The sequence below is a fragment of the Luteimonas viscosa genome (assembly GCF_008244685.1).
GTDB lineage: Bacteria > Pseudomonadota > Gammaproteobacteria > Xanthomonadales > Xanthomonadaceae > Luteimonas > Luteimonas viscosa.
In genome coordinates this window covers 1,321,526-1,345,413 of the sequence record NZ_VTFT01000001.1, presented here as the reverse complement: position 1 = coordinate 1,345,413, position 23,888 = coordinate 1,321,526, and the positions used below count along the sequence as shown (strand labels likewise).

Below are 23,888 nucleotides of genomic sequence, written 5' to 3'. Positions count from 1 at the left end.
GAAGTCCGTGACGGCCTCCTGACTCCGGACTCGTTCCCCCAGACGTGGCGACGCAAACGCCCCGGCGTGCGCCAACGCGCCGGGGCTGGAGACAGGCTAGGCCGCCAGGCGGCAGGCCGGATGGACGGGCTCAGAAGTCCAGCCGCAGACCCACTGCGTAACCGCGCGGTGCATTGCCGCGCGCACCATCGGCCCCGCGGTGGGTGATGCTGCGTTCGTCAAGCACGTTGTCGATGCGTGCATATACCTCGGCGGTCGGCGACAGCGGATACGTCGCGGCTAGGTCCACGGTGAACAGGCTTTCGGTGCGCAGGTAGGTGTCGTCCACGCCGGCGCGTCCCGCGGTATTGCTGGTGTACGCACCGTCGGAATAGCTGAGCGCGGCGTAGGCATTCCAGCCCCCTCCGCCTTCGACGCCGAGCTGCACCTGGCCGATCTGCCTGGGCGTGTACTCGATCACATCGCCGTCGAGCACGCTGCCGGTGTCCGAGTCACGGGTGTATTCGCCGTCGGTCCAGGTGTAGGCCAGGCGCAGCGGTACGCTGATCGCGCCGGTGGAATACAGCTCCGCGAACAGGCCGAGTTCGAGGCCATGGACTTCCTTCGCGCCGGTCTGCTCGCTGCCGTCCACAACGCCGCCGGAGCAGGGGTTGGCGACGAGGCAGGTGCGCATCGCGTTCTTGTAGTCGGTCAGGAAGCCGATCGCGTCCATCCCGAAGCGGCCGTTGCGGTAGCGTACGCCGCCCTCGACATTGGTGCTTTCCTCGCCGCGGGTACCCTGCGCCGAACCGTTGCCCGGAGGTGCGAAGCCCTGGTGCACGCCAGCCAGCAGCGTCCACTCGGCATTGACCGCGTAGTTGGCGCCGAAGCCGGCCGTGGTCTTGTCGATGCTGTTGGCCCTGCGTGCGGCGATCTGTGCCGGGGTGGCATCGGTGGCCAGATTGGCCCGGGTGCGGATGCGTTCGTGGCGCACGATCGGCAGCAGGCTCCAGTCGCCGAGCTGGATGCGGTCGGCGACCCACGCCGACCACGCCTCGGCATCGCCGCGCTGCGGAGTGACGAGATCCGTGCCCTGGTACACGAGGTCGCCGTTGACCTGCTGGTAGTAGCTGTTGGAACGCCCCTTGTCGGCGTTCCTGGTGGTGTCTTCGTGATAGCGGGTGCCCGCGATCAGGGTGTGCTGCACGTTGCCGGTGGCGAAGGCGTGCTCGAGTTCCACCTTCAGCCCCCTGGATTCGAACGCCTGGTGGTTGTGGCCGTAGCGCACGCCGTTGGCGTGCGTGGTATCGGCGGTGCCGTCGAGGATGCCCTGGACGAGGTCCGCGTCCGTCCCGCCGGTATTGACGATGCCGGTGACGCCGCCGAGCCCGATGCCGTTGATCTGGTTGAGGCGGTCGTAATAGCGGTAGGTGTCGACCAGGTAAGCGGTGGTCGTGAGCCACGTGCTCTCGCTGAAGCCGATCTGGTGCTGGAGGCTGGCCGACTTGCGGCCGCGGTCCATGCGTTCGAGTTCGCTCAGTCCGTAGCGGCGGTCCGGGTCCTCGCGGAAGTCGGCGTCGGTCAGGCCCAGGTAGCTGACGCGTGCGGTCTCTTCGCCGTAAGCGAGCTTCAGGTCGATCTGCTGCGAGTACGTGGCGCCCGGCGCGCTGCTCCAGCGCAGCTTGCCGACGTACTCGTCGATGTCGTGGCCGGCGCCGAGGTCGGAGCGGTCGATCTGGTGGAAGCCGTCGCCATCGCTCTGGTAGGTCTCCAGCAGGAAACCCCACTGGCCTGCGGTGGCGCCATAGTGCGCATGCAGCCTGCGGGTGTCGAACGAGGCGATCTCCGCCTTCAGGCTGCCGGCGGCGTCCTCGGGGATCGGCGTCGACAGCAGGTTGACCACGCCCGAAGTGGTGTGCGGCCCGTGCAGCAGGATTTCCGGCCCCTTCAGCACTTCCACGCTGTTCATGCGGCCGATGTTGGGGAAGTAGTAGGCGGAGGTATTGGCGTACGGCGCCATCGCCGCCGGCACGCCGTCCTCGAGTACCGAAATCCGGTCGCTGCGACCCGACGACGAGGCGCGGATGCTGATCCGCGGGAACACGCCTTCGCCGGTCTCCTCGCGCGTGTACACGCCCGGCACGCTGCGCAACACGTTGTTGACGTTGCCGCGTTCGAACTTGTCGAGCTCGCGCGGGGTGAGCACGTAGGCCGAACCGGTCGAGCTTTGCGGATCCTCGGGGTGGCCGATCACGCGCACCGCGTCGACCTCCTTGATGCGTGCGGCTTCAGCTTCGGCCGCGGACGAGGTTTCGGCCTGCGCCGTGCTGGCCAGGATGGCCAGGGCGGACAGCAGCGCGGCGGCGAGGGGGGCGGGGTGGTGCGGGCCGGCTCCGGGCATCAGGGTTCTCCAGCAGGTGCGGCGGGGCCGCGGCGTTAAAAGTAGATGAAATTGTAATGATATTGATTCCCATTACAACAATGGCCCCGCCTACCGGGCGCTCGTGCCGCTGCGCATCGCCTGGTTCACCCGCCGCGCAAGAGTTCAGGCCAGCTGGAAGCGCCTCAGCACCCGGCGCAGCGAGCGAAGGTCGGTGACCGTGTCGGCGTGCATGCCGGCGTGGCGCGCACCCTGCACGTTGCGGAAGCTGTCGTCGACGAACAGCGTGCTGCCCGCGTCCCAGCCCAGGTGGACCAGTGCTGCCGTGAAGATCGCCGGGTCGGGCTTGCGCAGCCCGAATCCGCCACTGCACAGCACGCGGCCCTCGAAGCGATCGGCAGCCGTCCCGAGGACCCGGGGGATGGCGCGTGCCATCAGCGCCCCGTTGTTGCTCAGCACCGCCAGTGGCAACGACGCGTCCAGCGCGGCGACGTGGGCCAGCAGCGCGGGGTCGGCGCGACTGCCGGCCAGGCGCGACGCGATCCACGTGGCCTCGTCGATCACCTTGCCGACGCCGTCGCCCAGCCGTGCCAGGTAGGTCGCGGTATCGATCCGCCCGCCGTCGTACTCGCGTTCCAGTCCGGAGGCGAACAGGACCTCGCGCACGCGTTCGGGGGCGCAACCGGCGTGGCGCCCCAGGAATGCGATGCGGGCTTCGTGGTGGTACTTCGCCAGGACTTCGTCGAAGTCGAACAGCAGCTGGCGAATGCGCGGCCTCATCCCGCGGCGACTGCGACGAACGCCTCCCGCGCGGCCGCCAGGGTGGCGTCGATCACCGCCCCGTCATGGGCGCCCGACATGAAGCCCGCCTCGAACGCGGAGGGGGCGAGGTACACGCCGCGCGCCAGCATGGCGTGGAAGAAGCGGTTGAACGCCGCGGTGTCGCAGGCCACCGCCTGCGCATAGGTGTCGACCTGCGGCGCGTCGGTGAAGAACAGGCCGAACATGGCGCCGACGCGGGTGGTCGTGAACGCAACGCCGGCGTCCTGCGCCGCCGCTTCGAGGCCGTCGCACAACGCGTGCGTCGCCGCTTCCAGCCGGTCATGGAAACCCGGCGCCGACACGAGATCCAGCATCGCCAGCCCCGCGGCCATGGCCACCGGGTTCCCGCTCAGCGTCCCGGCCTGGTAGATCGGGCCCGCCGGCGCGATCCGTTCCATCAGCGCACGGCGGCCACCATAGGCGCCCACCGGCATGCCGCCTCCGATGATCTTGCCGAAGGTTGTCAGATCCGGGATCACGCCATAGCGCGCCTGCGCGCCCCCGAGTGCCACCCGGAATCCCGTCATCACCTCGTCGAAGATCAGCAACGCGCCGTGCCGGGTGCACAACGCGCGCAGGTGCTGCAGGTAGCCCTCGCGAGGGGGCAGGCAGTTGGCGTTGCCGACCACCGGCTCGATGATCAGGCCGGCGATCTCGCCGCCGACCTCGTCGAAGAGCGCGCTTGCGGCGTCGAAGTCGTTGTAGGGGAGGGTGATGGTCAGGTCGGCCAGCGCCTTCGGCACGCCGGGCGAGGTGGGGACGCCGAGTGTCAGCGCGCCGCTGCCGGCCTTGACCAGGAACGAATCGCCATGGCCGTGGTAGCAGCCCTCGAACTTGACGATCTTCATGCGCCCGGTGGCGCCGCGCGCCAGCCGGATCGCCGACAGCGTCGCCTCGGTGCCGGAATTGACCATGCGCACCATTTCGCAGGAGGGCACCAGGCGTGTGATCGTCTCGGCCATGGTCACCTCCGCCGCACAGGGCGCGCCGAACGAGAGGCCCTGGCCGATCGCCTCCTGCACCGCTTCGCGTACCCGGGGATGGTTGTGGCCGGCGATCATCGGCCCCCACGAGCCCACGTAGTCGATGTAGCGGTTGCCGTCGACGTCGTAGAGCCAGGGGCCGTCCGCGCGGTCGACGAAGAACGGCTCGCCGCCGACCGACTTGAAGGCCCGCACGGGGGAGTTCACGCCCCCGGGCAACAGCGTGCGGGCGCGCTCGAAGAGGGCGTGGGAGCGGTCATGGTTCATGCTGGTTCAATCCCTGGGTTCGATCGTCGGGGGCATACGCACGGCATGCCTTCATCGCGCGCGGCATCTGCGGGAGAGCGGGCCGCCGGGCCGGTCAGGCACCGGTCGCGCCGGGAGCCGGTGGCGGGAACGCGCGAAGAAGGGCCCGCGCCGCGCCGGCCGGATCATCGGCGCCGAACACGCCGCCGACCACCGCCAGCAGGTCGGCGCCGGCTGCGACCAGCGCCGCCGCATTGTCGGGCGTGATGCCGCCGATGGCCACCAGGGGCACGCCGAGGCCCGCGGATTCGCGCAGCAGCGAGGGAGGCGCATGTCGGGTCGTGGCCTTGGTCGATGTCGGGAAGAACGCGCCGAACGCCACGTAGCTCGCGCCCGCGGCCACGGCCTGGCGCGCGAGCTCGAGCGAGTCGTAGCAGGACGCACCGAGGATCGACCCCTGGCCCAGTGCGGCGCGAGCCGCGGCCAGTTCGCCGTCGTCTTCACCCAGGTGGGCACCGTTGGCGCCGCACTCGGCAGCCAGCCGCCAGTCGTCGTTGACGATCAGCGGCACGCGTTGCGCGCGGCATACCGTCAGCAGGGCGCGGACCTGTTCGCGCCTGAGCGCGCGGCCGGCGGCCTTGTTCCGGTACTGCAGCCAGGTCGCGTACGGCAGCACGCCGGCCACGCGCGCCAGCAGCGCGCCGGTGTCGGTCATGTCGGGGGTGATCGCATACAGGCCGCGCGCATCGCCCGCGCGTGTCGGGTGCATCGCGGCCGCCTCGGTTTCGCCCCGCTGCGCGGGATGGGACAATGGCATGAATCCTCCTGATGCACGTCCCATTATCCGATGAACGACTCGCCCTACCGCAGCTGGATGTGCGTCGTCTGCGGCTTCGTCTACGACGAGGCCGCCGGCCTGCCCGACGACGGCATCGCGCCCGGCACCCGCTGGGAAGATGTGCCGGAAACGTGGACGTGCCCGGATTGCGGCGTCACCAAGGACGATTTCGAGATGGTGACGCTCTAGCCAGCGCCCGGCTAGTGCAGCCGCGCGGTGCGCTGGCCGGTCTCGATCAGGCGCAGCCGGATGTCCCTGGCGTCGTCGGCGCGCGGATGGCGCAGCAGGTAGCGACCCAGGTCCTCGCGCGCCCCTGCGACGTGTCCCAGCTCGAGGTAGCCGATGCCGCGGTCACGCAGCGCCTCCGGGTTGTCCGGCACCAGGCTCAGCACGCGGTCGGCGCTGCGCGTGGCGCGGTCCCAGTCGCCGCGCTCCTGGTAGACGCCGTGCAGGTTGCGCAGCACGCGCACCAGGATCGCGCGGTTCGACGCCGGGTACAGGATCTGCGACAGCGCATCGTCGTCGGGCACGTCGCCGCCCAGGTGCGCGCGTGCGCGCTGGCGCAGCTCGTCCACGTCGAGCGGGCGTCCGCGGTTGAAGGGATCCATCACCAGCACCCCGTCGTCCACCGGCAGGCGCACCAGGAAGTGGCCTGGAAACGAGACTCCGTCGAGCGGCAGGCCCACTTCCCGCGCGACCGCCATCTGCACCAGCGCCAGCGAGATCGGGTTGCCCAGGCGCCGTTCGAACACCTCGTTGAGGTAGCTGTTGCGCGGGTCGTAGTACTCGTCGTGGTTGCCGGCGTAGCCCACTTCCTCGAACAGGTACTGGTTGATCGCGCGCATCTTGAGCGCGGGGTGCGACTCGCGGTCCAGCACGTTGCGCAGGTGCGAGGCGTGGCCCTGGACCTGCAGCACGTAGCGTCGCGGCTCGAGGTCCGGGTATTCGTCGCGCGCGATCAGCAGGGCGACGTCGAGCAGCGGCAGAGCCTCGTCATCGAGCGCGGCCAGCGCGGACCAGGCGGGCAGTGGGTCGATCGCGTCCATACAGGCAAGACTGCGCTGCGTGCGCCACGTGTGCAAGGCTTGCCGGTCCTGGATTCAGGGCGCATCCTGCAGGGCCGGCGAGACGCGCATCCGCGCGCCGTCGTTCAGCTGCAGACGCGCGGCCTCGCCCGCATTCAGTTCCAGCACGTAGCGCGCGGGCGCGCTGCTCGGATACGTCGGGCACGCATTGCCCGCCGAACACGGCGGCACGTCGCGGCGCTGCGACACCAGGGTCAGTTCGTCGTCGAAGTAGAGGATGTCGAGCGCGATCCGGGTGTTCTTCATCCAGTAGGCCAGGGGCTCCTCGCGGTCGTGGATGAAGAGCATCCCGTGGCCATGCTGGAGTGAATCGCGGAACATCAGCCCGCGCGCGCGTTCCGCGTCGTCGTCGGCGACCTCGACGACATAGCGCTGTCCGCCCAGCTCCACCCACGCGCCATCCGCGCTGGCGCAGCCTGCCGCCGATGCGAGCAGGAGGAGAACGGCGACGTGTGATATGAGCCGCATGGCAGGTTTCCTGGGGGCGACCGGACGCAACATCGGCCAGGCTGGCGGGCCACGTCAAGGTGGCCGGAGCCGGGGGCTAGGCAAGGCCGCGGCGAACGTGCAGAATGCGCGCCCCCGCACTGCCAGGGGCGCTGGAGTCGGCAACGAACCAACGCCCTGCGGACCGCAAAATCCTCGTTTCGAGGGTGTTGACGGCCCAAAAAAACGGGCTAGAATGTGCGGCTCCCTTCGACGGAAAGCCTTCGGGCCGAAGCTGAAGGGAAGTCAAAAAACCTCTTCACGAGGTGTTGACGAAAGCAAAAACCGCGCTATCATGTGCGGCTCCCTGAGGCGAAACGCCGACGGGGTGGAGGCGAGGCGCTGAGGCCTGCTTCCGAAGATCTTTGACAGTGTGCGCAGGTAACTTGTGCGGGCGTCTGGCCGGTGGATGACTGTCCATCTAGCAGACGTTCGTACCAAGAGCAACAAAGATTCAAATGCATGCAGATGCAAGCGAGTAATTGGAGCTCAGGTCGACGACTGCACTCGAAGTATTGGACGCAAGTCCGAAAAATTTAAGTGAAGAGTTTGATCCTGGCTCAGAGTGAACGCTGGCGGCAGGCCTAACACATGCAAGTCGAACGGCAGCACAGGGGAGCTTGCTCCCTGGGCGGCGAGTGGCGGACGGGTGAGGAATACATCGGAATCTACCCTGTCGTGGGGGATAACGTAGGGAAACTTACGCTAATACCGCATACGACCTTCGGGTGAAAGAGGGGGATCGCAAGACCTCTCGCGATTGGATGAGCCGATGTCGGATTAGCTAGTTGGCGGGGTAATGGCCCACCAAGGCGACGATCCGTAGCTGGTCTGAGAGGATGATCAGCCACACTGGAACTGAGACACGGTCCAGACTCCTACGGGAGGCAGCAGTGGGGAATATTGGACAATGGGCGCAAGCCTGATCCAGCCATGCCGCGTGGGTGAAGAAGGCCTTCGGGTTGTAAAGCCCTTTTGTTGGGAAAGAAAAGCAGTCGGCTAATACCCGATTGTTCTGACGGTACCCAAAGAATAAGCACCGGCTAACTTCGTGCCAGCAGCCGCGGTAATACGAAGGGTGCAAGCGTTACTCGGAATTACTGGGCGTAAAGCGTGCGTAGGTGGTTCGTTAAGTCTGATGTGAAAGCCCTGGGCTCAACCTGGGAATTGCATTGGATACTGGCGGGCTAGAGTACGGTAGAGGGTGGCGGAATTCCTGGTGTAGCAGTGAAATGCGTAGAGATCAGGAGGAACATCCGTGGCGAAGGCGGCCACCTGGACCAGTACTGACACTGAGGCACGAAAGCGTGGGGAGCAAACAGGATTAGATACCCTGGTAGTCCACGCCCTAAACGATGCGAACTGGATGTTGGGTTCAACTAGGAACTCAGTATCGAAGCTAACGCGTTAAGTTCGCCGCCTGGGGAGTACGGTCGCAAGACTGAAACTCAAAGGAATTGACGGGGGCCCGCACAAGCGGTGGAGTATGTGGTTTAATTCGATGCAACGCGAAGAACCTTACCTGGCCTTGACATCCACGGAACTTTCCAGAGATGGATTGGTGCCTTCGGGAACCGTGAGACAGGTGCTGCATGGCTGTCGTCAGCTCGTGTCGTGAGATGTTGGGTTAAGTCCCGCAACGAGCGCAACCCTTGTCCTTAGTTGCCAGCACGTAATGGTGGGAACTCTAAGGAGACCGCCGGTGACAAACCGGAGGAAGGTGGGGATGACGTCAAGTCATCATGGCCCTTACGGCCAGGGCTACACACGTACTACAATGGGAAGGACAGAGGGCAGCAAACCCGCGAGGGCAAGCCAATCCCAGAAACCTTCTCTCAGTCCGGATCGGAGTCTGCAACTCGACTCCGTGAAGTCGGAATCGCTAGTAATCGCAGATCAGCATTGCTGCGGTGAATACGTTCCCGGGCCTTGTACACACCGCCCGTCACACCATGGGAGTTTGTTGCACCAGAAGCAGGTAGCCTAACCGCAAGGAGGGCGCTTGCCACGGTGTGGCCGATGACTGGGGTGAAGTCGTAACAAGGTAGCCGTATCGGAAGGTGCGGCTGGATCACCTCCTTTTGAGACTAAAGACAGCTAATTGCCTGTCAGGCGTCCGCACAAGTAACCTGCACAATCCGCACAAACAGACCGGGTCTGTAGCTCAGGTGGTTAGAGCGCACCCCTGATAAGGGTGAGGCCGGTGGTTCGAGTCCTCCCAGACCCACCACTTCGGGGCCTTAGCTCAGCTGGGAGAGCACCTGCTTTGCAAGCAGGGGGTCGTCGGTTCGATCCCGACAGGCTCCACCAGGTTCTGTAAGCGTCAGATGGACGGATTGCGCGCACACATAAAGATTGAAGCGACTCCGGCGTTGAAGCCGGTGTCGCGTTCTTTGAAAAATAGGGAAGTAGCGAGCGTTTGAGACGATTGTCCAAAACGTGTCGTATGAGGCTAAGGCGGGAATCGAAAGATTCCTTATATTTGAGTCGTTGCAATATTCGCGTCCGTGGCTTGTAACCACGGGCACTTGCTAACTCCGAGGCGACTTGGGGTTATATGGTCAAGCGAATAAGCGCACACGGTGGATGCCTTGGCGGTCAGAGGCGATGAAGGACGTGGTAGCCTGCGAAAAGTGTCGGGGAGCTGGCAACAAGCTTTGATCCGGCAATGTCCGAATGGGGAAACCCACCCCGCAAGGGGTATCGTGCAGTGAATACATAGCTGTACGAGGCGAACGCGGTGAACTGAAATATCTAAGTAAGCGTAGGAAAAGAAATCAACCGAGATTCCCTTAGTAGTGACGAGCGAACGGGGACTAGCCCAAAAGTCGATTTGGTTTTAGCAAAACGGCCTGGAAAGGCCGGCCATAGAAGGTGACAGCCCTGTATGCGAAAGGGCCATTTCGATGAAATTGAGTAGGGCGGGGCACGAGAAACCCTGTCTGAACATGGGGGGACCATCCTCCAAGGCTAAATACTCCTGACCGACCGATAGTGAACCAGTACCGTGAGGGAAAGGCGAAAAGAACCCTGGTGAAGGGAGTGAAATAGACCCTGAAACCGTGTGCGTACAAGCAGTAGGAGCCCTTCGGGGTGACTGCGTACCTTTTGTATAATGGGTCAGCGACTTATTGTCTGTGGCGAGCTTAACCGTATAGGGGAGGCGAAGGGAAACCGAGTCTGATAAGGGCGCATAGTCGCAGGCAATAGACCCGAAACCGGGTGATCTAGTCATGCCCAGGGTGAAGGTACCGTAACAGGTACTGGAGGCCCGAACCCACTCCCGTTGCAAAGGTAGGGGATGAGGTGTGATTAGGAGTGAAAAGCTAATCGAACCCGGAGATAGCTGGTTCTCCTCGAAAGCTATTTAGGTAGCGCCTCATGTGAATCCTCTCGGGGGTAGAGCACTGTCATGGCTAGGGGGTCATTGCGACTTACCAAACCATTGCAAACTCCGAATACCGAGACGGAATGCATGGGAGACACACGGCGGGTGCTAACGTCCGTCGTGAAAAGGGAAACAACCCAGACCCACAGCTAAGGTCCCAAATTTTGTGCTAAGTGGGAAACGATGTGGAAAGGCACAGACAGCCAGGAGGTTGGCTTAGAAGCAGCCACCCTTTAAAGAAAGCGTAATAGCTCACTGGTCGAGTCGGTCTGCGCGGAAGATTTAACGGGGCTAAGCACAGAACCGAAGCTTGGGGTGCATCACTTTGTGATGTGCGGTAGAGGAGCGTTCCGTAAGCCTGCGAAGGTGGATTGAGAAGTCTGCTGGAGGTATCGGAAGTGCGAATGCTGACATGAGTAACGATAATGCGGGTGAAAAGCCCGCACGCCGAAAGCCCAAGGTTTCCTTGCGCAACGTTAATCGACGCAGGGTGAGTCGGCCCCTAAGGCGAGGCAGAAATGCGTAGTCGATGGGAAGCTGGTTAATATTCCAGCACCTCGCGTAAGTGCGATGGAGGGACGGAGAAGGTTAGGCAGGCCGGGCGTTGGTTGTCCCGGTGAGAGAGTTGAGGCGGTGCCCTTAGGCAAATCCGGGGGCGCAACGTTGAGACTAAGGACGAGTCCATCAGGACGAAGCTGCCGATATCACGCTTCCAGGAAAAGCTCCTAAGCTTCAGCTTACGCAGACCGTACCGTAAACCGACACAGGTGGGTAGGATGAGAATTCTCAGGCGCTTGAGAGAACTCGGGTGAAGGAACTAGGCAAAATAGCACCGTAACTTCGGGAGAAGGTGCGCCTCTTCTGGTGAATAGCTGGGGGAGGCCGAAGTGACCAGGCCGCTGCGACTGTTTATCAAAAACACAGCACTCTGCAAACACGAAAGTGGACGTATAGGGTGTGACGCCTGCCCGGTGCCGGAAGGTTAATTGATGGGGTCAGCCGCAAGGCGAAGCTCTTGATCGAAGCCCCGGTAAACGGCGGCCGTAACTATAACGGTCCTAAGGTAGCGAAATTCCTTGTCGGGTAAGTTCCGACCTGCACGAATGGCGTAACGACAGCGGCGCTGTCTCCACCCGAGACTCAGTGAAATTGAAATCGCTGTGAAGATGCAGCGTTCCCGTGGCAAGACGGAAAGACCCCGTGAACCTTTACTATAGCTTTACACTGAACGTTGAGTTCGTCTGTGTAGGATAGGTGGGAGGCTGTGAAACCCTGGCGCTAGCTGGGGTGGAGCCATCCTTGAAATACCACCCTGTCGTGCTTGACGTTCTAACCTGGGCCCGTAATCCGGGTCGGGGACCGTGTATGGTGGGTAGTTTGACTGGGGCGGTCTCCTCCCAAAGAGTAACGGAGGAGCTCGAAGGTACGCTCAGCGCGGTCGGACATCGCGCACTGTGTGCAAAGGCATAAGCGTGCTTGACTGCAAGATCGACGGATCAAGCAGGTACGAAAGTAGGACTTAGTGATCCGGTGGTTCTGTATGGAAGGGCCATCGCTCAACGGATAAAAGGTACTCCGGGGATAACAGGCTGATACCGCCCAAGCGTCCATAGCGACGGCGGTGTTTGGCACCTCGATGTCGGCTCATCACATCCTGGGGCTGTAGTCGGTCCCAAGGGTATGGCTGTTCGCCATTTAAAGTGGTACGCGAGCTGGGTTCAGAACGTCGTGAGACAGTTCGGTCCCTATCTGCCATGGGCGTTGGAGATTTGAGAGGGGCTGCTCCTAGTACGAGAGGACCGGAGTGGACGAACCTCTGGTGTTCCGGTTGTCACGCCAGTGGCATTGCCGGGTAGCTATGTTCGGAAGCGATAACCGCTGAAAGCATCTAAGCGGGAAGCGCGCCTCAAGATGAGATCTCCCGGGGCACAAGCCCCCTAAAGGAACCATCAAGACCAGGTGGTTGATAGGCTGGGTGTGTAAGCGCAGTAATGCGTTGAGCTAACCAGTACTAATGATCCGTGCGGCTTGACCATATAACCTCAAGTGGCCTTGGACTCTGCGATACGTCGCGGACGTTCGGACCAAACCAGTTCGCTACTTCCCTACCCAATGAGAGCGTGAGCGCTGCTCGTCCATGCGGATTCGTCCGCCGACGGGACTGGCGACCCTCCACGGTCTCCCTGGTGACAATAGCTGAGTGGAACCACCCGATCCCATTCCGAACTCGGAAGTGAAACGCTTATGCGCCGATGGTAGTGTGCATCCGCATGCGAGAGTAGGTCATCGCCAGGGTCTTTACCCAAAACCCCCAGCCTCGCGGTTGGGGGTTTTTCTTTGCGCGCGGTAGCGGCTGCCGTCGCCGCGCCGATCCATGGTTCTGCTGGCTTGGGCCGTCACCAGACGACCGCGTTTGACAGTCTTGTCGACCGCGTATTGGGGGCGAACGCGAGGGGTCGGATCGACTTCCGGCACTGCGGTCCCATGCGGGCCTGTGCTAGCGTTCGGGCACCTTTTCAAGACGGATGTGCGCATGTCGAAATGCATTCCCGCCGCCGCGGTCCTTGCGCTCGCGATCGGCCTGTCTGCAGGCGTGGCCCACGCTAACGAGGAGAACGCGGTGTCCGATCCGCACCAGTGGCTCGAAGGGGTGGAAGACCCGAAGGCACTCGAATGGGTGAAGTCCCAGAATGCCAAAGCCGAGGCGGAGCTCGCCGCCACGCCGGCTTTCAGGACGCTGGAGTCCGAACTGCTGGCGATCTACGACTCCGACGACAAGATCCCCGGTGTCTACAAGCAGGGCGAGTGGTACTACAACTTCTGGAAGGACAAGCAGAATCCGCGTGGCCTCTGGCGTCGCACCACCCTGGAGGAGTACCGCAAGCCGCGGCCGCAGTGGGAGGTGCTGATCGACCTCGACGCGCTGAACAAGGCCGAAGGCGAGAACTGGGTCTGGCACGGCGCCGATTGCCTGCGGCCGGACTACCGGCGTTGCCTGGTCGCGCTCTCGCGCGGCGGCGCGGACGCCGATGTCACCCGCGAGTTCGACCTGGACAACAAGGCCTGGGTCGAGGGCGGGTTCTTCCGCGAGGAGGCGAAGGGCGCGCTGGTCTGGATCGATCGAGACACCGTGTACGCATTCACGGACTTCGGCGAAGGTTCGCTCACCAGTTCGGGATATCCGCGCATCGTCAAGGAATGGAAGCGCGGCACGCCGCTGTCTTCGGCGAAGGTGGTCTACGAGGGCACGCCGGAGGACATGTACATCTCCGCCGGCCACGACCATACCCCCGGCTACGAGCGTGATTTCGTGGTCCGCACGATCGCCTTCTACAACGACGAGCTTTACCTGCGCAACGCGGACGGCTCGCTGACCAGGGTCGACGTGCCGAATTCGGCGCAGAAGTCCGTGCAGCGCGAATGGCTCGGACTCGAACTGCGCGAACCGTGGACGGTGGATGGCCGGACCTATCAGGCCGGCTCGCTGCTGGCAGCCCGGTTCGACGATTACATGGCCGGCAAGCGCGCGTTCGACGTGTTGTTCGAGCCGACCGGGACCACCTCGCTGGCCGGTGCGTCGTTCACGAAGAATCATCTCGTGATCAACGTGCTGGACGACGTCAAGAATCGCCTGTTCGTACTGACACCCGGTGCGGACGGATGGACGAGGCGATCGCTCGACGGCGTGCCCGAGTTCGGCACGATCGGCGCCAGTGCGGTGGACAGCGACGAATCCGACGCCCTGTGGCTCACCGTCACCGATTACCTTACTCCCACCACGCTGATGCTGGGCGACGCCGGCGAGGATGCGCCGATGCCGGAAGTGCTCAAGACCCAGCCGGCATTCTTCGACGGTTCGAAACACGTCGTCGAGCAGCATTTCGCCACCTCGAAGGACGGCACCAGGGTCCCGTACTTCCTGGTGCGCCCGAAGGATACCGCCTACGACGGCAGCAACCCCACGCTGCTCTACGGTTACGGCGGCTTCGAGATCTCGCTGACTCCCGGATACTCCGGCGGCGTCGGCAAGGGCTGGCTGGAGAAGGGCGGGACCTATGCCGTCGCCAACATCCGCGGCGGCGGCGAGTACGGTCCGCGCTGGCACCAGGCGGCGCTGAAGGCGAACCGGCACAGGGCCTACGAGGACTTCGCCGCGGTCGCTCGGGACCTGATCGACCGCAAGGTGACCTCGCCCGCGCACCTCGGCATCCGCGGCGGCAGCAACGGCGGCCTGCTCACGGGCAACATGCTGGTGCATTACCCGGAACTGTTCGGCGCGATCGTGATCCAGGTGCCGCTGCTCGACATGCAGCGTTACAACAAGCTGCTGGCCGGGGCATCGTGGATGGCCGAATACGGCGATCCGGACAAGCCGGAGGAGTGGGAGTTCATCCGCACGTTCTCGCCCTACCACCTGTTCGATCCGGCGAAGGACTATCCGGCCACGATCCTGCTGACCTCGACCCGCGACGATCGCGTGCATCCCGGCCACGCGCGCAAGATGCACGCCAGGATGTCCGAGGCCGGCAAGGACGTGCGCTACTACGAGAACATCGAGGGTGGCCACGGCGGTGCCGCGGACAACCGCCAGGCCGCACACATGGACGCACTGTATCTGACCTTCCTGTGGCAGCAGCTCACAAAGCCCTGACCCCGATCCGCGTACCGGCCGTGCCGGAACGCGGGGATCCCCTTCCTTCCGCCGGAATTTCCGCATGAAATCGGCCCTCATCCTCGCGACCACGATCCTGATGACGCTTCCCGCCAGCTCCGCCATCGCCGCAGACGTCACCCCGCCAGACGCCGAGAAGCGCCCGCATGTGGTCAAGGCCCCGCATGGCGCCGAACGCAACGACGAGTACTACTGGCTGCGCGACGACGAGCGCGAGGACAAGGCGATGCTCGCCTACCTGGAGGCGGAGAATGCCTACGCTGACCAAGTGATGGCGCCGCTCAGGCCGCTCGAGGACGCGCTGTACGGGGAGATCGTCGGCCGCATCAAGCAGGACGACAGCTCCATTCCCGCGCGCGAGCGCGGCTGGTGGTACTACGCCCGCTACGAGACCGGCAAGGACTACCCGATCCACGCCCGGCGCAAGGACGGGCGCGGCGTCGACGCGCTCTCGATCCAGCAGGCCAACGAGCGCGGCGATTTCGCAGGCGAACAGGTGCTGCTCGACGTCAATGTGCTGGCCGAGGGCAAGGACTACTACGCCGTCGGCGCCTACGAGGTCAGCCAGGACAACAACGTGCTGGCCTGGGCCGACGACACCAACGGCCGCCGCCAGTACACCTTCCGCTTCCGCGATCTCGCCACCGGCAAGGCTTACCCGGAGGAGCTTCGCGGCACCTCCGGCGATCTGGTGTTCGCCGACGACAACCGCACCGTGTTCTACGTCGAGAACGACCCGGAGACGCTGCTCACCAAGCGGGTGAAGCGCCACGTCATCGGTACCGATCCGAGGGACGACGTGGTCGTCTACGAGGAAGAAGACGACAGTTTCTACATGGGCATCGACCGTACCCGTGACGACAGGTACATCGTGATCGCGGTCAGCAGCACCGTGTCCGACGAGCTGCGCTACGCGCCCGCGGCGGACCCGGCGGCGTTCACGGTGCTGGCAAGCCGCGAGCGCGACGTCGAGTACCAGGCCGATCACCTCGACGGGCGCTGGGTGATCCTCACCAATGCCGAGGGCGCGAAGAACTTCAAGCTGGTCGAGGCGCCGAGCGGTACGACGTCGCGCAGGGACTGGAAGGACATCGTCGCCCACGACGACGCCGTCTTCCTCGAGACCTTCGAACTGTTCGACGGATTCATCGCGATCGGCGAGCGTTCCGACGCGCTCGAACGCGTGCGCATCCTGGGCACGGGCGGCAGGGAGGAGTACGTGCAGGCCGACGAGCCGGCCTACTCGATGGGTCTCTCGGCCAACACCGAGCACGACACCACGAAGCTGCGTTACACCTACACCTCGCTGACCACGCCGGCGACCACCTACGAGCTCGACACCGCCACCGGCGAGCGCATCGTGCTCAAGCGGCAGCCGGTGCTCGGCTACGATCCGTCGCAGTACGTCACCGAGCGCGTCTGGGCCACCGCCCGCGACGGCGAGAAGATCCCGGTCTCGCTGGTCTACCGCAAGGGGTTCGAGAAGGACGGCAGCGCGGCGATGCTGCAGTACGCCTACGGCAGTTACGGCATGTCGATGGACCCGGGCTTCAGCGTGACCACGGTCAGCCTGCTCGATCGCGGCATGGTCTATGCGCTGGCGCACATCCGCGGCGGCCAGGAACTGGGCCGCCGCTGGTACGACAACGGCAAGCTGCTCAACAAGATCAATACCTTCACCGACTTCATCGACGTCACCGACCACCTGGTCGCGCAGGGCTATGCGGCGAAGGATCGCGTGGCGGCGTTCGGTGGCAGCGCCGGCGGCCTGCTGATGGGCGCGGTGTCGAACATGGCAGCGGACCGCTACCGGGTCATCCTGTCGCAGGTGCCGTTCGTCGACGTGGTGACCACGATGCTCGACCCGAGCATTCCGCTCACCACCAACGAGTACGACGAGTGGGGCAACCCCGAGCAGGCGCCGTACTACGCGTACATGATGAAGTACTCGCCGTACGACAACCTCCGGGCCCAGGCGTATCCGGCGATGTTCGTGGGCACCGGTCTGTGGGATTCGCAGGTGCAGTACTGGGAGCCCGCGAAATACGTGGCGCGGCTTCGCGACGTCGACACCGGTGCGGGCCCGCTCGTGTTCCGCACCAACATGGAGGCCGGGCATGGCGGCAAGTCGGGTCGGTTCCGGCGCTATCGCGAGCAGGCGGAGATGTACGCGTTCATGCTCGACCAGCTGGGCCTGGCCGGGAAGTGAGCCGGCGGCCTCCCGCCGGGAGGCCGCTGCGGAGCGGAGGCATGCCGTGCGTCCCGGTCACGGACGTTCGCGCCCCGTGGGCCTGAGCATTCCCGCATGAACCGCGACGCCCCGCACCGGCCCCCGCCCGACTGCGAGGCGCAGCGTTATGGCCGCTTCCGCTGGGCCTGGTGGCTGCTCGCCTATGTCAGCCTGGGCCTGGGCATCATCGGTGCGTTCCTGCCGGTCATGCCCACCACCGTGTTCGTGCTGATCGCGGCCTGGGCCGCGGCGCGCGGCTCCGATCGCCTGCACCGCTGGCTGCATGCGCATCCGCGCTTCGGACCGGCGATCCGGGACTGGGAACTGCACGGGGCGGTGAGCCGGCGGGCGAAGTGGCTGGCGACCTGGGCGATGCTGTTTTCGGCGGGGGTCCTGGTCGCGGTGATGGCGTTGGGCGGCGGTCACCGCTGGTGGATGATCGCGCTGCCGATCGCCTGCATGGCCACGGTCGGCACCTGGCTGTGGTTCCGGCCGGAGCCGAAGCCGGAGACGGCGCGACCGGACGTGGCCGAGGACTGAACCGGCGGGCGCGCGCCGGCACAGGACCTCGTCCTGCATCGCGGGGCGGGCTACACTTCCGCCATGCGCATATCCACGTCGATCCTCGCGCCCCTGGCGCTGCTGCTCGCCTTCAACCTCGCTGCCTGCGGCAACAAGGGGCCGCTGGTACGGCCGAGCGCGGACGAGGTCGAGGATGTGGAGGACGTCGAGGCGGTGGAACCGGCGGCCGAAGATGCGCCGGTTGCGGATCCGGACGAGACGACGCCGGTCGAGGACATCCCGATCGACGACGTCCCGGTCGAAGAGGCCGACGAGGACGCCGACGTGGACACGCCGCCTCCCGCGGACGCCGGTCCCGGCTGAGTCCTGGCCGTGTCCGCTCCGCAACCGCTTGTCCGCGAACGGCAGCAGCAGGTGCTGCGTTTCAGCAAGATGCATGGCGCCGGCAACGACTTCGTCGTGCTCGACCTGCGCGACGGCGCGTCACCGCCCGCGCCGCATCTCTGCCGCGCCCTGGCCGATCGCCACACCGGTGTCGGCTGCGACCAGATCCTGACCATCGAACCGGCGGCCGGCGCGGGCTCGCTGGCGAGCTACCGCATCTGGAACGCCGACGGCTCGGCTTCGGCGCAGTGCGGCAATGGCGCACGCTGTGTCGCAGCCTGGCTGGTCCGGGCCGGCGCGACGCGCGAGCCACGTTTCCATCTCGACAGTCCCGCCGGCACCCACGTCGTGGACGTGCTTGGCGGGGGCCGCTATCGCGTGGCGATGGGCGTGCCGCGGTTCGATCCGGCGCAGGTCCCCATGCTCGGCGTCGCGCAACCGCAGGCGCTCTACGAAACGGCGCTCGACGAAGGCGAACACGTGCGTTTCGGCGCGGTGTCGATGGGCAATCCGCATGCCGTGATCGAGGTCGACGATGTCGACGCCGCGCCGGTGCGCACGCTCGGACCGGCACTGCAGGTCTCGCCCCTGTTCCCGCAGTCGGCGAACATCGGTTTCGCGCAGGTGGTCGACCGCGGCCGCATCCGCCTGCGCGTGTTCGAGCGTGGCGTCGGGGAAACACTGGCCTGCGGCAGCGGTGCCTGCGCAGCGGTCGCGGTGCTCGCGCGCCGCGGGCGCGTGGACCGCGAGGTCGTCGTCGCGCTTGCGGGCGGCGAACTCCACATCGCGTGGCCCGACGACGCGGCGCAGGTGGCGATGACCGGCCCGACGGCATTCGTATTCGAGGGGGAATGGACCGCATGAGCAATCCCGAGCGCCTCGGCGCACACGAAGTGGCGGCCTGGCTCAGGCGCCAGCCGAAATTCCTGCAGCAGTTCCCCGACCTTGCGCTGACCCTGGTGGTACCGCGCGAGGACGGTCCTGCGGCATCGCTGGCCAGCTACCAGCTCGAGGTGCTGCGCGACAAGAACCGTGAGCTCTCGCGCCGGCTGCACGACCTGTTCGCGATCTCGCAGGAAAACGAACGGCTTGCGGTGCGCACCCACCAGCTCACGCTGGCCTTGATGCGCCAGCCCGACCGCGCCGGCGTGGTGCGTGCGATGGCGGCGACCCTCGAGGAGGACTTTGCCGGCGACCTCGTGCGCATCGTGCTGTTCGGCGCGGTCGAGGGCCTGGGCGGCGAGCCCTGGCTGCAGGTGGTCGACCGCGACGAGCCGGTGCTGGCGCCCTTCGCCGATGCGCTGAAGGCGGGCGATCCCCTGTGCGGCCGGCTGCATCCGGACAAGCAGGCATTGCTCTACGGCGCGCGCGTCGACGAGGTCCAGTCCAGTGCGCTGCTGGCGCTCGAGGGCACCGGCCTGGTGGCGGTCGGCAGCAGCGATCCGAACCGTTTCTACCCCGGCATGGGCACGCTGTTCCTGCGCATGATGGGCGAGGCGTTCGAGGTCGCGCTGCGCAGGTTCGATGGCTGACGCGATCGCATCGGCGATGTCGCCTGCTCCCCGGCGGCGGGGTTCCATGGATGTGCGGCGGCCCGCGGATGCGCATCCGTTACCGCCTGGGTCCAGCCGATGATCGACGACTTCCTGGCCTACCTGCGGGTCGAACGCCGGGTGTCGCCGCACACGCTGGATGGATACCGGCGCGATCTCGAAACCTTGTCCGCATGGGCGGAGAAGTCCGCGGGCGGTGAGGTCGCGGCATTGCACGAGACCGAGCTCCGCGCCTTCATCGCCGCCGAGCATCGCCGCGGGCTGTCGCCCAGGAGCCTGCAGCGGCGCCTGTCCGCGGTCCGCAGTTTCTACCGGTGGCTGCTCAGGCATGGACGCGTCGCCGCCAATCCCGCCGACGGCATCCGCGCGCCGAAAGCGCCGCGCAAGCTGCCCCAGGTGCTCGATCCGGACGAGGCCAAGGCCCTGGTGGAAGTCCCGACCGACGTGCCGCTTGGGCTGCGCGACCGCGCGATGCTCGAGTTGTTCTATTCCTCCGGCCTGCGCGTGAGCGAACTGTGCGCGTTGCGCTGGCGCGACCTGCGCCTCGACGAGGGCCTGGTGACCGTGCTCGGCAAGGGCGGCAGGCAGCGGATCGTGCCGGTCGGCTCGCACGCGCGCAACGCGCTGCGCGACTGGCGCAGCGACAACGCCGCCGCCGACGACGCGCCGGTGTTTCCCGGGCGTGGCGGCAAGCCGATCAGCCCGCGTGCAGTGCAGATCCGGATGCGCCAGCTCGCGCAGCGGCAGGGCCTGTTCAAGCGCGTCCACCCGCACCTGCTAAGGCATTCCTTCGCCAGCCACGTGCTCGAATCCTCCGGCGACCTGCGCGGCGTGCAGGAACTGCTCGGTCACGCCGACATCGCCACCACGCAGATCTACACCCACCTGGATTTCGGCCACCTGGCCAAGGTGTACGACGCGGCGCACCCCAGGGCCAAGCGGCGCGGCTCGACCTAGCGGGTAGTGCGGGCACGCGGTTGCGTGGTCCCGATGCGATGTCCGGATCCGGCCAGTATCGGTGCGCATGCCCCTGCATGCTGCGTGTCCCGCGCACGCACAAGGCATTCCCATGACGTTCCGACTCTCCGCGATCGATCCCGCCGACCACGAAGCGCTGTTCGCCCTCGATGACGAGGCATTGCAACGTCTCGGCGCCAGGCGTTGCATCGCAGACCGGGAACACGGCTTTCCCTGCCGCGTCAGCCTCGAGGACGCGAAGGTCGGTGAGGAAGTGCTGCTGCTGTCCTACGAGCACCAGCCCCATCCGCCTTACCGGGCATCGGGCCCGATCTTCATTCGCCGCGGCGCGATCCGGCGGGACCTGCCACCGGGTGTGGTTCCACCGTACGTCACCACCCGCCTGGTCTCGATGCGCGCCTACGATGCCGTGCACATGCTGGTGCATGCCGCCGTGCACCCTGGAGACGATGTCGCCCGCGAACTCGTTCACATGTTCGGCAACGAAGCCGTGGCCTATGTCCACCTGCACAACGCCAGGTATGGTTGCTTCTTCTGCGTCGCCGAGCGCGCCTGACGCGCTGGGCGCGGCGGCTGCATCGGGCGGGGGTTGATCGTGGCGCCGGCGCCCCCATCCCGGGGAGAACCGTCCCGGAGGCCGCATGGACCCCAGCCAGAATCCCAACGTGTTCCACGCCACCACGATCCTGTCCGTGCGCCGCGACGGCAAGGTGGCCGTCGCCGGCGATGGCCAGGTCACGCTCGGCCACACGGTGATGAAGGGCAATGCGCGCAAGGTGCGCCGGCTCGGCAAGGACGGCCAGGTGCTGGCCGGATTCGCCGGAGCCGCGGCCGACGCCTTCACCCTGTTCGAACTGTTCGAGTCGAAGCTGGAAAAACACGGCCAGTTGCAGCGCGCCGCGGTGGAGATGGCCAAGGACTGGCGCACCGAGCGCCGCTTCGGCAAGCTCGAGGCGCTGCTCGCGGTGGCCGACAAGGACACCTCGCTGATCATCAGCGGCACCGGCGACGTGATCGAGCCCGAGGACGGCCTGATCGCGATCGGATCCGGCGGCTCCTACGCGCTGTCCGCCGCCCGCGCGCTGATGGCGCACACGCAACTCGATGCCCGCGCCATCGCCACCGAGGCGCTGGCCATCGCCGGCGACATCTGCATCTACACCAATCGCAACGTGGTAGTCGAAGAGCTGTGATTGGTGATTCGTGATTGGTGATTCGAAAGGGCAGGTCGGCGATACCGTCGATCAAGCTGGCCGACCGCTTTCACGAAGCAGCACCCACGAGTCACGAATTCCAGTCGCCAATCCCCAGTCACCAACCACGAATCACCAATCACGAACCGCAAATGCCGACCAATCACGAATCCTCAATGACCCCGCGCGAGATCGTGCAGGAGCTCGACCGCCACATCATCGGCCAGCAGGCGGCCAAGCGCGCGGTCGCGATCGCGCTGCGCAACCGCTGGCGCCGTGCGCAGCTGGCCGACGAGCTGCGCAACGAGGTGATGCCGAAGAACATCCTGATGATCGGTCCTACCGGCGTCGGCAAGACCGAGATCGCGCGCCGGCTGGCGACGCTCGCCAACGCGCCGTTCGTGAAGGTGGAGGCGACCCGCTTCACCGAGGTCGGCTACGTCGGCAAGGACGTCGAGCAGATCATCCGCGACCTCGCAGACACGGCAGTCAAGCTGCATCGCGAGCAGGCCAAGAAGAAAGTCCGTACCCAGGCCGAGGAGCGCGCCGAGGACCGCATCCTCGATGCGCTGCTGCCCCGGCGCGAGGCGCCGTCGCCGGCATTCGGATTCGGCAGCCAGGCCACGGTCGACATCGGAGCGGAACCGTCCCCGAAGGAATCGGAAACGCGGCAGAAGCTGCGGCGCCAGCTGCGGGCGGGCGAGCTCGACGAGCGCGAGATCGAGCTGGAGCTGTCGGCGAACGCCGGGAACCTCGACATCATGACCCCGCCGGGCATGGAGGAGATGGGCCAGCAGCTGCGGCAGATGTTCGCCAACCTCGGCGGCGGCAAGACCCAGGCCCGCAAGCTGACGATCCGCGCGGCGCGCCCGCAGCTGGTCGAGGAGGAGGCGGCGAAGCTGGTCAACGAGGACGACGTGCGCGAGGCGGCGATCGAAGCCTGCGAACAGCACGGCATCGTGTTCATCGACGAGATCGACAAGGTCGCCAAGCGCAGCGAGGGCATGGGCGCCGACGTCAGCCGCGAGGGCGTGCAGCGCGACCTGCTGCCGCTGGTGGAAGGCTCGACGGTCAGCACCAAGTACGGCTCGATCAAGACCGACCACATCCTGTTCATCGCCTCGGGCGCGTTCCACCTCGCCAAGCCGAGCGACCTCATTCCCGAGATGCAGGGTCGATTCCCGATCCGGGTGGAACTGGCGGCGCTGAGCAAGGACGATTTCGTCCGCATCCTGACCGAGCCGAAGGCGGCTTTGACGAAACAGTACGTCGAGCTGCTCCGGACCGAGGGCGTGGCGCTGTCGTTCTCCGACGATGCGATCGAGCGCCTCGCCGAGATCGCCGCGCAGGTCAACGAGCGCCAGGAGAACATCGGCGCGCGCCGCCTGCACACGGTGCTCGAGCGGCTGCTCGACACGCTCAGCTACGAGGCGCCCGACAAGGGCGGCAGCAGCGTGCGCATCGACAGCGGCTACGTCGACAAGCACCTGGGCGAACTGGTGCAGGATCCCGACCTGAGTCGCTACATCCTCTGAGCCCCGGCCGAGTGCGCCCGGCAGGCGCCGCGCGCCGGTGCCGCCCGTACCGCGCGTGAACGCCGCGGGCGCCTGCGGCTGACGCGGCACGTTCGCCCGCCGTATGCTCCGCTCCGCCCACCGACCCGGACCAGCCCGATGTCCCGATCCTCGCTGCCGGCCGCCATGGCGGTCCTGTTGCTTCTCGCATCCGCCCCCGTCGCGGCACGTGACGTGTCGTGCCGGCTCGACTTCGACATGGCCGGCTGGTCGGCGCTGTACAAGACCGCGTCCGGCACCGGACGCGTGCGTTGCGACAACGGCCAGGCGATGGCGGTGCGCATCGACGCCAAGGGCGGCGGGTTGAGTTTCGGCAAGTCCGAAATCCGCGGCGGCCGCGGCGAGTTTTCCGCCGTCCGGGGCATCGGCGAGGTGCTGGGCACCTACGTGGCCGCCGAGGCGCATGCCGGCGCGGTGAAGTCGAGCAAGGCGCAGGCGATGACCAAAGGCGAGGTGTCGCTGGCCCTGGCCGGCACCGGCGAGGGCTGGGATCTGGGCGTGGCATTCGGCGCGTTCACGATCGAGGCGCGCTGAGCGCGTCGGGCGCGGGCGCAGGTCCGCGCGCGTCGCCTGGT

At 65.8% G+C, this 23,888-nt stretch carries 18 protein-coding genes, 2 tRNA genes and 3 rRNA genes; 17 read left to right on the top strand and 6 right to left on the bottom strand.

Annotated features, from left to right (window positions below; genetic code table 11):
- Positions 1-130 precede the first annotated feature (130 nt).
- From FZO89_RS06095 to thiE, 4 genes are all read right to left on the bottom strand, one after another.
- Positions 131-2,380: a TonB-dependent receptor family protein gene (locus FZO89_RS06095; RefSeq protein ID WP_149102404.1), complete on the bottom strand. Its 2,250-nt coding sequence runs from the start codon at positions 2,378-2,380 to the stop codon at positions 131-133.
- Positions 2,381-2,524: 144 nt separating this feature from the next.
- The gene (locus FZO89_RS06090) at positions 2,525-3,139 is read right to left on the bottom strand and encodes an HAD-IA family hydrolase (RefSeq protein WP_149102403.1); all 615 of its coding nucleotides are present in this window, start codon (positions 3,137-3,139) and stop codon (positions 2,525-2,527) included.
- Complete coding sequence (gene hemL, locus FZO89_RS06085; protein ID WP_149102402.1) at positions 3,136-4,431, bottom strand: glutamate-1-semialdehyde 2,1-aminomutase; 1,296 nt, start codon at positions 4,429-4,431, stop codon at positions 3,136-3,138. The genes FZO89_RS06090 and hemL overlap by 4 nt, the downstream gene beginning before the upstream one ends.
- A 94-nt stretch (positions 4,432-4,525) precedes the next feature.
- A complete protein-coding gene (gene thiE / locus FZO89_RS06080; protein WP_149104066.1) occupies positions 4,526-5,179 on the bottom strand; it encodes a thiamine phosphate synthase in 654 nt (217 codons plus the stop codon).
- Positions 5,180-5,257: 78 nt separating this feature from the next.
- On the opposite strand from thiE, the gene FZO89_RS06075 reads away from it, so the two are divergent.
- Positions 5,258-5,437, top strand: coding sequence for a rubredoxin (locus FZO89_RS06075; protein WP_149102401.1), 180 nt, complete (start codon positions 5,258-5,260; stop codon positions 5,435-5,437).
- A gap of 11 nt (positions 5,438-5,448) precedes the next feature.
- Here FZO89_RS06075 and FZO89_RS06070 read toward each other — a convergent pair whose 3' ends face one another.
- Both FZO89_RS06070 and FZO89_RS06065 read right to left on the bottom strand, forming a co-directional pair.
- Positions 5,449-6,294, bottom strand: a complete 846-nt coding sequence (locus tag FZO89_RS06070; RefSeq protein ID WP_149102400.1) for a SirB1 family protein — start codon at positions 6,292-6,294, stop codon at positions 5,449-5,451.
- A gap of 54 nt (positions 6,295-6,348) precedes the next feature.
- Complete coding sequence (locus tag FZO89_RS06065; RefSeq protein WP_149102399.1) at positions 6,349-6,801, bottom strand: DUF192 domain-containing protein; 453 nt, start codon at positions 6,799-6,801, stop codon at positions 6,349-6,351.
- 555 nt (positions 6,802-7,356) lie between these two features.
- Between FZO89_RS06065 and FZO89_RS06060 the strand changes: the two genes are divergently transcribed.
- From FZO89_RS06060 to FZO89_RS05985, 16 genes are all read left to right on the top strand, one after another.
- Positions 7,357-8,901 (top strand): 16S ribosomal RNA (locus FZO89_RS06060).
- 71 nt (positions 8,902-8,972) lie between these two features.
- Positions 8,973-9,049 (top strand) — tRNA-Ile (locus FZO89_RS06055).
- Positions 9,050-9,053: 4 nt separating this feature from the next.
- A tRNA-Ala gene (locus tag FZO89_RS06050) sits at positions 9,054-9,129 on the top strand.
- Positions 9,130-9,378: 249 nt separating this feature from the next.
- Positions 9,379-12,243, top strand: a 23S ribosomal RNA gene (locus FZO89_RS06045).
- A 146-nt stretch (positions 12,244-12,389) separates the two neighbouring features.
- Positions 12,390-12,502, top strand: a 5S ribosomal RNA gene (gene rrf, locus FZO89_RS06040).
- The 16S, 23S and 5S rRNA genes sit together here with 2 tRNA genes alongside, the layout of an rRNA operon.
- Before the next feature lie 238 nt (positions 12,503-12,740).
- Complete coding sequence (locus FZO89_RS06035; RefSeq protein WP_149102398.1) at positions 12,741-14,858, top strand: prolyl oligopeptidase family serine peptidase; 2,118 nt, start codon at positions 12,741-12,743, stop codon at positions 14,856-14,858.
- 64 nt (positions 14,859-14,922) lie between these two features.
- Entirely contained in the window at positions 14,923-17,088 is a 2,166-nt protein-coding gene (locus tag FZO89_RS06030) for a S9 family peptidase (protein ID WP_149102397.1), read from the top strand.
- A 96-nt stretch (positions 17,089-17,184) separates the two neighbouring features.
- Positions 17,185-17,649 carry a YbaN family protein gene (locus FZO89_RS06025; RefSeq protein ID WP_149102396.1) on the top strand — a complete coding sequence of 155 codons (465 nt, stop codon included), beginning with the start codon at positions 17,185-17,187 and terminating at the stop codon, positions 17,647-17,649.
- Between the two features lie 63 nt (positions 17,650-17,712).
- On the top strand, positions 17,713-17,994 hold the full coding sequence (lptM, locus tag FZO89_RS06020; RefSeq protein ID WP_149102395.1) for an LPS translocon maturation chaperone LptM: 282 nt from the start codon (positions 17,713-17,715) through the stop codon (positions 17,992-17,994).
- Between the two features lie 69 nt (positions 17,995-18,063).
- Entirely contained in the window at positions 18,064-18,879 is an 816-nt protein-coding gene (gene dapF, locus FZO89_RS06015; RefSeq protein ID WP_149104065.1) for a diaminopimelate epimerase, read from the top strand.
- Positions 18,867-19,547, top strand: coding sequence for a DUF484 family protein (locus FZO89_RS06010; protein ID WP_149102394.1), 681 nt, complete (start codon positions 18,867-18,869; stop codon positions 19,545-19,547). Before dapF ends, FZO89_RS06010 begins: the two co-directional genes overlap by 13 nt.
- 99 nt (positions 19,548-19,646) lie before the next feature.
- Positions 19,647-20,525, top strand: a complete 879-nt coding sequence (gene xerC, locus FZO89_RS06005; RefSeq protein ID WP_149102393.1) for a tyrosine recombinase XerC — start codon at positions 19,647-19,649, stop codon at positions 20,523-20,525.
- Positions 20,526-20,637: 112 nt separating this feature from the next.
- Positions 20,638-21,102, top strand: a complete 465-nt coding sequence (locus FZO89_RS06000) for a DUF1203 domain-containing protein (RefSeq protein ID WP_149102392.1) — start codon at positions 20,638-20,640, stop codon at positions 21,100-21,102.
- An 85-nt stretch (positions 21,103-21,187) separates the two neighbouring features.
- Positions 21,188-21,739: an ATP-dependent protease subunit HslV gene (gene hslV, locus FZO89_RS05995; protein WP_149102391.1), complete on the top strand. Its 552-nt coding sequence runs from the start codon at positions 21,188-21,190 to the stop codon at positions 21,737-21,739.
- Positions 21,740-21,891: 152 nt separating this feature from the next.
- Entirely contained in the window at positions 21,892-23,274 is a 1,383-nt protein-coding gene (gene hslU, locus FZO89_RS05990) for an ATP-dependent protease ATPase subunit HslU (protein ID WP_484496927.1), read from the top strand.
- A gap of 138 nt (positions 23,275-23,412) precedes the next feature.
- Entirely contained in the window at positions 23,413-23,847 is a 435-nt protein-coding gene (locus FZO89_RS05985) for a hypothetical protein (RefSeq protein WP_149102389.1), read from the top strand.
- Positions 23,848-23,888: the final 41 nt, after the last annotated feature.

Excerpts from the sequence above, each read along its gene's own strand:
- lptM (WP_149102395.1), top strand. The coding sequence starts at position 17,713 with ATGCGCATATCCACGTCGATCCTCGCGCCCCTGGCGCTGCTGCTCGCC.
- dapF (WP_149104065.1), top strand. The coding sequence starts at position 18,064 with ATGCATGGCGCCGGCAACGACTTCGTCGTGCTCGACCTGCGCGACGGC.
- FZO89_RS06070 (WP_149102400.1), bottom strand. The coding sequence starts at position 6,294 with ATGGACGCGATCGACCCACTGCCCGCCTGGTCCGCGCTGGCCGCGCTC.
- hslU (WP_484496927.1), top strand. The coding sequence starts at position 21,892 with ATGCCGACCAATCACGAATCCTCAATGACCCCGCGCGAGATCGTGCAG.
- FZO89_RS06010 (WP_149102394.1), top strand. The coding sequence starts at position 18,867 with ATGGACCGCATGAGCAATCCCGAGCGCCTCGGCGCACACGAAGTGGCG.
- thiE (WP_149104066.1), bottom strand. The coding sequence starts at position 5,179 with ATGCACCCGACACGCGCGGGCGATGCGCGCGGCCTGTATGCGATCACC.
- FZO89_RS06095 (WP_149102404.1), bottom strand. The coding sequence starts at position 2,380 with ATGCCCGGAGCCGGCCCGCACCACCCCGCCCCCCTCGCCGCCGCGCTG.
- FZO89_RS05985 (WP_149102389.1), top strand. The coding sequence starts at position 23,413 with ATGTCCCGATCCTCGCTGCCGGCCGCCATGGCGGTCCTGTTGCTTCTC.
- FZO89_RS06075 (WP_149102401.1), top strand. The coding sequence starts at position 5,258 with ATGAACGACTCGCCCTACCGCAGCTGGATGTGCGTCGTCTGCGGCTTC.
- FZO89_RS06035 (WP_149102398.1), top strand. The coding sequence starts at position 12,741 with ATGTCGAAATGCATTCCCGCCGCCGCGGTCCTTGCGCTCGCGATCGGC.
- FZO89_RS06065 (WP_149102399.1), bottom strand. The coding sequence starts at position 6,801 with ATGCGGCTCATATCACACGTCGCCGTTCTCCTCCTGCTCGCATCGGCG.
- FZO89_RS06090 (WP_149102403.1), bottom strand. The coding sequence starts at position 3,139 with ATGAGGCCGCGCATTCGCCAGCTGCTGTTCGACTTCGACGAAGTCCTG.
- FZO89_RS06025 (WP_149102396.1), top strand. The coding sequence starts at position 17,185 with ATGAACCGCGACGCCCCGCACCGGCCCCCGCCCGACTGCGAGGCGCAG.
- FZO89_RS06000 (WP_149102392.1), top strand. The coding sequence starts at position 20,638 with ATGACGTTCCGACTCTCCGCGATCGATCCCGCCGACCACGAAGCGCTG.
- xerC (WP_149102393.1), top strand. The coding sequence starts at position 19,647 with ATGATCGACGACTTCCTGGCCTACCTGCGGGTCGAACGCCGGGTGTCG.
- FZO89_RS06030 (WP_149102397.1), top strand. The coding sequence starts at position 14,923 with ATGAAATCGGCCCTCATCCTCGCGACCACGATCCTGATGACGCTTCCC.
- hemL (WP_149102402.1), bottom strand. The coding sequence starts at position 4,431 with ATGAACCATGACCGCTCCCACGCCCTCTTCGAGCGCGCCCGCACGCTG.
- hslV (WP_149102391.1), top strand. The coding sequence starts at position 21,188 with ATGGACCCCAGCCAGAATCCCAACGTGTTCCACGCCACCACGATCCTG.